Annotated in this window: 9 protein-coding genes; 8 read left to right on the top strand and 1 reads right to left on the bottom strand. The window is 74.6% G+C overall.

From position 1 onward, the window contains the following. Nucleotides 1-140: 140 nt before the first annotated feature. Nucleotides 141-1073: a ribose-phosphate pyrophosphokinase gene (locus tag LHA35_RS23945; protein WP_226613256.1), complete on the bottom strand. Its 933-nt coding sequence runs from the start codon at nt 1071-1073 to the stop codon at nt 141-143. A 254-nt stretch (nt 1074-1327) separates the two neighbouring features. Here LHA35_RS23945 and fliF point away from each other — a divergent pair, with 254 nt between their 5' ends. From fliF to LHA35_RS23905, 8 genes are read left to right on the top strand one after another with little or no spacing between them, the layout of a single operon-like run. After that, nucleotides 1328-2977 (top strand): flagellar basal-body MS-ring/collar protein FliF, encoded by a 1650-nt coding sequence (gene fliF, locus LHA35_RS23940; RefSeq protein WP_226613255.1) that lies wholly within the window; start codon nt 1328-1330, stop codon nt 2975-2977. Beyond that, nucleotides 2977-3981: a flagellar motor switch protein FliG gene (fliG, locus tag LHA35_RS23935; RefSeq protein ID WP_226613254.1), complete on the top strand. Its 1005-nt coding sequence runs from the start codon at nt 2977-2979 to the stop codon at nt 3979-3981. Before fliF ends, fliG begins: the two co-directional genes overlap by 1 nt. Next, a complete protein-coding gene (locus LHA35_RS23930) occupies nt 3978-4667 on the top strand; it encodes a hypothetical protein (protein ID WP_226613253.1) in 690 nt (229 codons plus the stop codon). The genes fliG and LHA35_RS23930 overlap by 4 nt, the downstream gene beginning before the upstream one ends. A 3-nt stretch (nt 4668-4670) precedes the next feature. Beyond that, nucleotides 4671-4997 (top strand): flagellar motor switch protein FliN, encoded by a 327-nt coding sequence (gene fliN / locus LHA35_RS23925; protein ID WP_226613252.1) that lies wholly within the window; start codon nt 4671-4673, stop codon nt 4995-4997. A 1-nt stretch (nt 4998) separates the two neighbouring features. Further along, on the top strand, nt 4999-6393 hold the full coding sequence (locus tag LHA35_RS23920) for a sigma-54 interaction domain-containing protein (protein WP_226613251.1): 1395 nt from the start codon (nt 4999-5001) through the stop codon (nt 6391-6393). Nucleotides 6394-6396: 3 nt separating this feature from the next. Continuing rightward, nucleotides 6397-8463, top strand: coding sequence for a flagellar biosynthesis protein FlhA (gene flhA / locus LHA35_RS23915; RefSeq protein WP_226613245.1), 2067 nt, complete (start codon nt 6397-6399; stop codon nt 8461-8463). Nucleotides 8464-8496: 33 nt separating this feature from the next. Continuing rightward, nucleotides 8497-9432 (top strand): flagellar biosynthesis protein FlhF, encoded by a 936-nt coding sequence (locus LHA35_RS23910; protein WP_226613244.1) that lies wholly within the window; start codon nt 8497-8499, stop codon nt 9430-9432. Beyond that, a complete protein-coding gene (locus LHA35_RS23905) occupies nt 9429-10181 on the top strand; it encodes a nucleotide-binding protein (RefSeq protein WP_226613243.1) in 753 nt (250 codons plus the stop codon). Before LHA35_RS23910 ends, LHA35_RS23905 begins: the two co-directional genes overlap by 4 nt. The last annotated feature ends 101 nt before the right edge of the window (nt 10182-10282 follow it).

Below are 10282 nucleotides of genomic sequence, written 5' to 3'. Positions count from 1 at the left end.
CAGGACCGTCGGCACCCTCTGGGATACCATCGGCAGTCTCCTCGACCGCTTCAGTCCGAGCGAGTGCGCCGCCTACTTCCAACACTGCGGCTATGCACAGTCAGGGCAATAAAGGTCTAACCCCGCTGCGCAGCCACAACTCAGTTGAACAACGACGACACCGAGCTTTCCTCGGAAATCCGCCGCACCGCCTCGGCCAGCAGCGGCGCGATCGTCACCTGGCGGATGTTGGAGGAGATGCGCACCGCCTCCGTCGCCAGGATGCTGTCCGTCACCGTCATGCTCTCGATCGGCGAGGCGCCGACGCGCGCCACCGCGCCGCCCGAGAAGACGCCATGCGTGACATAGACCGAGACGCCCTGTGCGCCGTTCTTGATCAGCGCCTCGGCCGCATTGCACAGCGTGCCGCCGGAATCGACGATGTCGTCGATCAGGATGCAGTGCCGCCCCTCGACCTCGCCGATCACATTCATCACCTCGGACACGCCGGCGCGCGGGCGGCGCTTGTCGATGATGGCAAGGTCCGTGTGCAGCCGCGCCGCCAGCGCGCGCGCGCGCACCACGCCGCCCACATCGGGGGAGACCACCATCAGCTCGCGGCCGTGGTAGCGTTCCTGGATGTCGCGGGTGAAGAGCGGCGCGGCGAACAGGTTGTCCACCGGGATGTCGAAGAAGCCCTGGATCTGCGCGGCATGCAGATCCATGGTCAGCACTCGGTTGGCGCCGGCGGCGGTGATCAGGTTGGCCACCAGCTTGGCGCTGATCGGCGTGCGGGGGCCTGACTTCCGGTCCTGCCGGGCATAGCCGAAATAGGGGATCACCGCGGTGACCCGCCGCGCGCTGCCGCGCTTCAGCGCGTCCAGCGTGATCAGCAGCTCCATCAGGTTGTCGTTCGCGGGGTAGCTGGTGCTCTGCACCACGAAGACGTCCTCGCCCCGGACGTTCTCGTTGATCTCGACGAACACCTCCATATCCGCGAAGCGCCGGATGGAGGCGCTGGTGAGCGGCAGGCCGAGCGAGGCGGCCACTGCCTCGGCCAGAGGACGATTGCTGTTGCAGGCGACGATCTTCATGACCGGCCGGACCCCTTTTCCACGCGACCCGAGCGCCGCCGATGCACCGCGCCCCGCACGGCGCGGCGGGAATATCAAGGGGACGGAACCCTGTAAATCGTCCTTGCCCGCAGGGCTGTGTCCCGCCCCCGCCGCGGCTTAACCGCTTTGCAACCCCGCCTGCGGCAATTCCTGCCGGCCCGGGTGGCTCCCGCAGGCCGGTCGGCCGGCCCCGGAGCCCCCATGGGCAGGGGCTGGTCGCAGGAGGTGACGGCATGGGCGGCGTGATCGCCGGGCTGAAGGCCCTGGGGCCGAAGCGGCTGCTGGCGCTGGGCGGGGTCGGCCTCGCCCTGCTGGGCCTGCTCGCCCTGCTGGCCTTCCGGGCCGGGGACCCGCCCCTGGCCCCCCTGTTCGGGGAACTGGAACCGCGCGATGCCGCCGCCGTGGTGGCGGCGCTCGAGCGCCAGCGAATCCCCTACCGCCTCTCGGGCGGCGGCACGCAGGTGCTCGCCCCGGTGGACCAGGTCCCGCGCCTGCGTCTGCTGCTGGCGCGGGAGGGGCTGCCGGCCGGCGGCGGGGTGGGGTGGGAGATCTTCGACCGCGGCGAGAACCTGACCACCACGCCCTTTCAGCAGGATGTGAACCGGCTTCGCGCCCTGGAAGGCGAACTGGCGCGCACCATCCGTGGCCTCGCCGGCGTCCGTGCCGCCCGGGTCCATCTGGTCCTGCCGCGGCGGGAGGCCTTCTCGCGCGAGCGCGGCGAGGCGCAGGCGAGCGTGGTGCTCGCCATGCAGGGTGCCCAGCGGCTGGACCGGGAGGGGGTGCAGGCCGTCCTCCACCTGGTCGCCACCGCCGTGCCCGGCCTGAAGCCGCAGAACGTCTCCATCGTGGACAGCCGCGGCGCCCTGCTCGCCCGCGGCGGCCAGGCGCTGGCCGGCCCCGCCGCCGCCCAGACACAGGAGGAACTGCGGCGGACCCAGGAACTGCGCCTCGGCCGGGCGGTGGAGGAACTGCTGGAGCGCAGCCTCGGTCCCGGCCGGGTGCGGGCCGAGGCGACGGTCGAGATGGATTTCGACCGGGTGGAGACGCGCGAGGAGCGCTTCGACCCCGAGAACCAGGTGGCCCGCAGCCAGCAGAGCGTGACCGAGCAGAACCGCGGCGCCGAGCCGCCGCCGACCACCGTCGCCGGCAACCTGCCGGGCGCCGAGCCGCAGGGCGGCGGCGCCAGCCAGGAGAACCGGCAGGAGGAGACGACGAATTTCGAGATCGGCCGGTCCACCCGCAGCACCCTGCGCGAGCATCCGACCGTCCGCCGCATCTCCGTCGCGGTGCTGGTCGATGGCGTGACCGAGCCGGGGGAGGGCGGCGGCCCGCCCCGCTGGCGGGAACGCTCGGCCGAGGAACTGGCGCGCATCACCGCCCTGGTGCGCAGCGCCATCGGCTTCGACGAGCGGCGCGGCGACCGGGTGGAGGTCGTCTCCATGCGCTTCGTGGAGGAGGCGCCGGCGGCCGAGAGCCGGGAGGGCTTCCTCGGCCTGCCGCTCTCGCCGGCCCTCGCCACCCGGCTGATCGAGAGCGCGCTGCTCGCCCTCGTCGCGCTCGCCGCCATCCTGCTGCTGGGCCGGCCCATGGTGGGGCGCCTGGCGGCGAGCCTCGCGCCCGTCCCGGCGCTGGCCGGCCCGGCCGGTGCCGCCCTGGCCGGCATGCCGGAGGGGGCGGCCGCGATGGCCGAGGCCACCGCGGCCCTGCCGCCCGGGGCCGATGCCACGGCCCTGCCACCGGGGGAGGAGAGCATGGTCAGCCTGGCCCATGTGCAGGGGCAGATGCGGGCCTCCTCGCTGAACGCGCTGGTGCAGCTCGTCCATCAGCACCCTGAGGAGAGCCTGGCGGTGATCCGCCGCTGGCTGAATCCGGAGGACGCCTGATGAGCGGCACGCGCGCGCTCACCGGCCCGCAGAAGGCGGCCGCCCTGATGCTGGCCCTGGGGGAGGAGCAGGCCAGCAGCCTCTTCGCCCGCATGCATGAGGACGAGATCCGCGACCTCTCCGCCGCCATGGCCTCGCTCGGTGCCGTGCCGGCGCCGGTGATCGAGGAGCTGTGCAAGGAGTTCGGCGACCAGCTCGGCCAGGCCGGCAACCTCGTCGGCTCCTATGAGAGCACCGAGCGGCTGCTGCTGAAGACCCTGCCGAGGGACCGCGTCGCCCAGATCATGGAGGAGATCCGCGGCCCGGCCGGCCGGACCATGTGGGACAAGCTGGGCAATGTGAACGAGGCCGTCCTCGCCAACTACCTGAAGAACGAATACCCGCAGACCGTCGCCGTCGTCCTCACCAAGGTCCGCCCCGACCACGCGGCGCGCGTGCTCTCCCTGCTGCCGGAGGGCTTCGCGATGGAGGTCGTGATGCGCATGCTGCGCATGGAGACCGTCCAGAAGGAGGCGCTGGAGGGCGTCGAGAAGACCCTGAAGGCCGAGTTCATGTCGAACCTCGCCCGCAGCCAGCGGCGCGACGCGCATGAGATGATGGCGGAGATCTTCAACAACCTCGACCGCCAGGCCGAGGCCCGCATCCTCTCGGCGCTCGAGGAGCGCAACCGCGACGCGGCGGAGCGCATCCGCAGCCTGATGTTCACCTTCGAGGACCTGCAGCGCGTGGACGGCGCCGGGCTGCAGGCGCTGCTGCGCGCGGTGGAGAAGGACAAGCTGGCCCTCGCCCTCAAGGGCGCCTCCGAGACCCTGCGCGACATGTTCATGCGCAACCTGACCGAACGCGCCGCGAAGCTGCTGCGCGACGACATCGCCGCGCTCGGCCCCGTGCGGCTGCGCGACGTGGATGAGGCGCAGGCCGCCATCGTGCTGCTGGCCAAGGACATGGCGGCACAGGGCCAGATCACCCTGCTGGACGGCCATGACGAGGAGATGGTGCCGTGAGCATCGCCTGGCAGAGGCTGCGGGACACCCCGCCCGCGCCGGCGGCCTTCGAGCCGATCCTGCCGACGGCGCGGCAGGCGCCGCCCGCCGCCCCGCCGGCCCTGGCCCTTGCGGTGCCGGATTTCGATGCGCCGCCCCCGCCGCCCGGACCCGACCCGGCGGAGGCCGCGGAGGCGGCGCTGCTGGCGCGGCTGGAGGCGGCGCGGGACGCCGGCTTCGCCGCGGGCGAGGCGGCAGCGCGGGAGGCCGCGGCGGCCGGGCTCGCGGCACGCGAGGCGGCGGCGCTGGAGCGGATCGCCGCCGCGCTCGCCGAAGCCCGCAGGCAGGCGGGCGAGGCCCTGGGCGAGGCCACCGAGGCGCTGGCGCGGCTGCTGCTCTCGGCGCTCGATGCCGCCCTGCCGGCGGCGGCGGCGCGGCTGGCGCCGGAGGCGGCGGCCTGGCTCGCCGCCGAGCTGCGGCCGCTGCTGGAGGAGGGCGTCGCCGTCACCCTGCGCGTCGCGCCGGGCGAGGCCGCCGCGGCGGCGGCCCGCATCGGCGATCCGGCGCTGGCGATCATCGAGGATCCGGCCTTGCCGCCGGGCGATGCGGCGGCCGCCTGGCGCGGCGGCGGGGCCGCGCTCTCGCTGGCCGCGCGGCGGCAGGCGGTGGCGGCGCTGCTCGACGCCTTCGATCTTGTGGAGAGGTGAGGCATGGCGGAATCCGGGCCCTTCGAGACCCTGTCGGCGACCGAGGCGGGGGCGGCGCGCCCCGCGTCCGGAGCCTCGGCGCGCGACCTCGAGGCCGTCTACGACATCCCCGTCCAGGTCAGTGCCGTGCTCGGCCGCGCGACCATGCAGGTCTCGCAGCTGCTGAAGCTCGGCCGCGGCGCGGTGGTGGAGCTGGACCGCAAGCTGGGCGAGGCGGTGGACATCTATGTCAACAACCGCCTGGTCGCGCGCGGCGAGGTGGTGATGGTGGACGACAACCGCCTCGGCGTGACGATGACCGAGATCGTCAAGTCGGACCGGCCGGCGTGAGATGACCAGGCTCCTGATCATCGGCGCGCTCGATGCCGAACTCGGCCAGGCGGCGCGCATCGCGGCGGCGCGCGGGGCGCGCGTCGCGCAGGCGGATGGCCCCGCCGCGGCGCTGGCCCGGCTGCGCTCGGACGGCGCCGACCTCGTCCTCTGCGACCTCGCGCATGACATCCCCTGGCTGATCGAGCGGCTGGCGGCCGAGCGCATCGCCTGCCCGGTCATCGCCTGCGGCCGCGACGCCGATGCCGCCGCCGCCATCCGCGCCATCCGGGCCGGGGCAAAGGAATTCCTGCCCCTGCCGCCGGAGGCCGAGCTGATCGCCGCCATGCTGCAGGCGGTGGCCGGGGAGGGCGAGGGGCCGGTGCACCGCGACCCCGCCATGGGCGCCTTGCTGGCCCGGGCCGAGGCGCTGGCCCGGGCCGAGGCAAGCGTGCTCATCACCGGCGAGAGCGGCACGGGCAAGGAGGTGCTGGCCCGCTTCCTCCATGCCCATAGCCGCCGGGCCCGCGGCCCCTTCGTCGCGCTGAACTGCGCCGCCCTGCCCGAGAGCCTGCTGGAGAGCGAGCTGTTCGGCCATGAGAAGGGCGCCTTCAGCGGCGCGGTCGCATCGCGCAAGGGCAAGTTCGAGCAGGCCGATGGCGGCACGCTGCTGCTGGACGAGATCGGGGAGATGGACCCGCGCCTGCAGGCCAAGATCCTCCGGGTCATCCAGGAACGCGAGGTCGACAGGCTGGGCGGCGGCGCCCCGATGAAGGTGGATGTCCGGCTTCTCGCCGCGACCAACCGCGACCTGGCGGCGGAGGTGCGGGCCGGGCGCTTCCGCGAGGACCTCTATTTCCGCCTCAACGTCGTCGCGCTGCACATCCCGCCGCTGCGTGACCGGCCCGGGGACATCGCCGCGCTGGCGGCGCATTTCGCCCGCCGCTTCGCCGAGGCGAACGGCCTGCCGGTCCGCGCCCTCTCGCCCGCCGCCGAGGCCACGCTGCTCGCGCATCCCTGGCCTGGCAATGTGCGGGAGCTGGAGAATACGCTCCACCGTGCCGTCCTGCTGGCCGATGGCGCCTGGATCGGGCCGGAGGCGATCGAGCTGACGCCGCTGCCGCCGGCCCGCCCGGCGGCCGAGCCGCCGCCCGCCGCCCCTGGGCCCGCGCCGGCCGCGGCACCCGCCCCGGCGGCGGGCGCCGTCTCCGCCCTGGTCGGCCGCCGGATGGAGGAGGTGGAGCGCGACCTGATCCTGGAGACGCTGACCCATTGCCTCGGCAACCGCACCCGCGCGGCCGAGATCCTCGGCATCTCCATCCGCACCCTGCGCAACAAGCTGCATGAGTACCGCGCGCAGGGGGCGCCCGTGCCGGTGGCGCCGGGGACCGGCCTGCTGCCGGGGCTGGGGCGGTAGCACATGGGGGGCATCGCCCTGCCGGGCTGGGTGCGGGAGGTGCGCCTGCCCGGCGATGTCGCGCTCGCGCTCGGCGTCGTCCTGCTGCTGGCGGTGCTGGTGGTGCCGCTGCCGGTGCTGCTGCTGGATGCCGGGCTGGCCATCTCCATCACCATCTCGGTGCTGGTGCTGATGGTGGCGCTGTTCCTGAACCGTCCGCTCGACTTCACCGCCTTCCCGCAGCTGCTGCTGCTGACCACGCTGCTGCGCCTGGCGCTCAACGTCGCCACCACGCGGACCATCCTGACCCAGGGGCATGAGGGGCCGCAATCGGCGGGCCAGGTGGTCGCGGCCTTCGGCGGCTTCCTGATGGGCGGCGATGTCGTCGTCGGGCTGATCGTCTTCGCCATCCTGCTGGTGGTGAATTTCATGGTCGTCACCAAGGGCAGCGGCCGCATCGCGGAAGTCGCGGCACGCTTCAGCCTGGACGCCATGCCCGGCAAGCAGATGGCGATCGATGCCGACCTCTCCGCCGGGCTGATCGAGGAGCAGGAGGCGCGCCGGCGGCGCCGCGAACTGGAGGAGGAGAGCGCCTTCCACGGCGCCATGGACGGCGCCGCCAAATTCGTCCGCGGCGATGCGATCGCCGGGCTGATCGTGACGGCGATCAACCTGCTCGGCGGCCTCGGGATCGGCGTCCTGCGGCACGGGATGCCGGTGGGGGAGGCGGCCGCGGTCTTCGCCACGCTGACGGTGGGCGACGGGCTGGTCAGCCAGATTCCCGCCCTGCTGGTCTCGGTCGCAGCCGGCATCGTCGTCACCAAGGGGGCGGGGGAGGAACGGGCCGACCAGGCGCTCGGCCGGCAGCTCGGCCGGGGCTGGAAGCCGATGGGGCTGGCCGCCGGGGCAGCGCTGGTCATGGGCCTGCTGCCCGGCATGCCGCTGCTCCCCTTCCTCGCGCTCGCCGGCGCCGCCGCCGCCGTGGCCTGGACACGGCGGGGGGCGGAGCGGCGGGCCGCCATGGCGCCGCCCGAGGCCCCCGCCGCGGCGGTGGCCGAGCCGCCCGTGGCCGAGGCCTTGCGGCTCGACCTGCTGCGGCTGGAACTGGGCTATGGGCTGCTCTCCCTCGCCGCCGGCGACGCGCCGCGGCTGACCGAGCAGATCCGCATCCTCCGCCGCAGCATGGCGCAGGAGATGGGTTTCGTCCTGCCGAGCGTGCGCATCCAGGACAATCTCGAGCTTGCGCCGGACACCTATGTGATCCGGGTGAAGGAGATCGAGGCCGGGCGCGGCCAGCTCCGCCCGCCGCTGCACCTCGCCATCGACCCCTCCGGCCAGGTGCCGGCCATGGCCGGGGAGCGGACGACGGAGCCCACCTTCGGCCTGCCCGCCCTCTGGATCGAGGAGACCTTGCGGGAGGAGGCGCTGGCCCGCGGCTGCACCGTGGTGGACTGCGCCGGCGTGCTGGCCACCCATCTGACCGAGACGGTGCGCGACCACATGCCGGAACTGCTCTCCTTCGCCGAGACCCAGAAGCTGCTGGACGAGCTGCCGGCCGAGCACCGCAAGCTGGTCGCCGATGTCATCCCCGCCCAGATCGGCGTCGGCGGGCTGCAGCGCGTGCTGCAGGCGCTGCTGGCGGAGCGGGTCTCGATCCGCGACCTGCCGACCATCCTGGAAGGGGTTCAGGAGGCCGTCGCGGGCGGCAGCCGGGGCATCGGCGGCATCCTGGCCGCGGTGCGGGCGCGGCTCGCCCGCCAGCTCTCCGAGGCGGCGCGGGGGCCGGGCGGCTATGTGCCGCTGATCGCCCTCTCGCCCGACTGGGAGATCGCCTTCGCCGAGAGCCTCGCGGGCCCGCCGGAGGACAGGCAGCTCGCCATGGCGCCCACGCAATTGCAGGAATTCATGCAGCGGCTGCGCGAGGCCTTCGATGCCGCGGCGGCGGCGGGGGAGGCGCCGGTGCTGGTCTGCTCCGGCGCCATCCGCGCCCATGTCCGGGCGATCGTCGAGCGCTTCCGGCCGGCCACCATGGTGCTGAGCCAGGCGGAGATCCATCCGCGCGCCCGCATCCGCACCGTGGGGACCGTCTAGCCCATGCGGCTGCGGCTTTTCCGGGCCCCGAGGATGGCGGAGGCGATGGCCCGGCTGCGGGCCGAACTGGGCGAGGAGGCCGTGATCCTCGAGACCCGCCGGGTCGCCGGCGGGGTCGAGGTGACGGCGGCGCTGGAGTCGCGGCCGGATCCCTTGCCGACGGAGGCGGAGCCCTGGCTGATCCCGCCCGGTCCGCCGGCGGTGCCGGAGGAACCGACGGCCGTGGGGCCGGGGGCCTGGCCGGACCCGCCGCCCATGGCGGGCGCGCTGGCGCGCCACAACCTGCCGGCGCCGCTGGCGGCGCGGCTGGCCGCCGGACCGCTCGCCGGGTCGCTGGCCGCCGCGCTCGCTTTTGCGCCGCTGCCGGACCCGGCGGTGCGGCCGCTGCTGCTGGCGGGGCCGCCGGGGGCCGGCAAGACGCTGAGCTGCGCCAAGCTGGCGGCACGGGCCGTGCTCTCGGGCGGCGCGCCGCTGGTGGTCACCACGGATGGCGCGCGCGCCGGCGCTGCCGAGCAGATGGCCGCCTTCACCCGGGTGCTCGGCCTGACGCTGGCGGTGGCGCCGCAGCCGGCCGCGCTGGCCAAGGCGCTGGCGCGAAGGCAGCCCGGCCAGGCGGTGCTGATCGACACCGCCGGCTGCGATCCCTTCGACCCTGCCCAGGCCGCCGCGCTGCTGGCCCTCGCCCGCGCCGCCGATGCCGCCATGCTCCTGGTGCTGCCGGCCGGGCTCGATCCGGCGGAGGCGGCGGAGACGGCGCGCGCTTTCCTCGCGCTCGGGGCCCGCCACCTGCTGCCGACCCGGCTGGACGCCGCGCGGCGCCTCGGCGGGGTGCTGGCCGGCGCGGCGGCCGGGCTCGCCCTGACCGAGGCCGGGATGGGGCCTGATCCGGCCGGGGACCTCACGGTGATCGATCCTGCATGGCTGGCCGCGCGGCTGCTGCGCGCGCCCGGACCGGAGACCTCCGCATGACTGCCACTGCACGCCCCGGCCGGCTCCTCGCCATCGCCTCCGGCAAGGGCGGGGTCGGGAAGACCGTCCTGGCGATCGGCCTCGCCCAGGGGCTGGCGCAGGCGGGGGAGCGCGTGCTGCTGGTGGACGCCGATCTCGGCCTCGCCAATGTCGATGTGCAGCTCGGCCTCGACCCGCGGCACGACCTGTCGGATGTGCTGTCCGGCCGCCTCACCGCGGCCGAGGCGGCGCTGCGGCACGAGGCTGGCTTCGCCATCCTGCCCGGCCGCTCCGGCTCCGGCGCGCTCGCCGGGCTGGATGCCGCGGCGGTCGCGCGGCTGGAGGCGGCGTTGCGCGACGCGGCGGCGGGGTTCGATACCGTGCTGCTCGATCTCGGCGCCGGGCTGGACCTGGCGGTGCGGCGCCTGGCCGCCGCCGCCGACCTGCTGCTGGTGCTGGCGACCGAGGAGCCGACCAGCCTGACCGATGCCTATGCCGTGCTGAAGCTGCACCGCCGCGACCGCCCCGGGGCGGCGGCCCGGGTCGTGATCAACCAGGCCACCGACCGGGCCGGGGGCGAGCGGACCTGGCGGACGCTCGACCAGGCCTGCGCCCGCTTCCTCGGCGCGGGCGTGCCGCTCGCCGGCGTCATCCGCCGCGATCCGCGGGTGCCGGAGGCCATCCGCCGCCAGTCGCCCCTGCTGACGCGCCATCCCGGCTGCCCGGCGGCGCAGGACATCGCGGCATTGGTGAGGGGGCTGATGGCATGAACACACTTTTGCGTTCTTCGCAGACGCGAAAGGAATTGCATTGCCATGCCGCGGATCGGCGCGGCTATGCTTGGGCCTGGCCCGGCCCGGATACCGCGGGG

Source organism: Roseicella aerolata, from assembly GCF_020523605.1.
Taxonomy (GTDB): domain Bacteria; phylum Pseudomonadota; class Alphaproteobacteria; order Acetobacterales; family Acetobacteraceae; genus Paracraurococcus; species Paracraurococcus aerolatus.
Note: the sequence above shows the minus strand (reverse complement) of the source record. Positions and strands in the feature narration are given on the sequence as shown.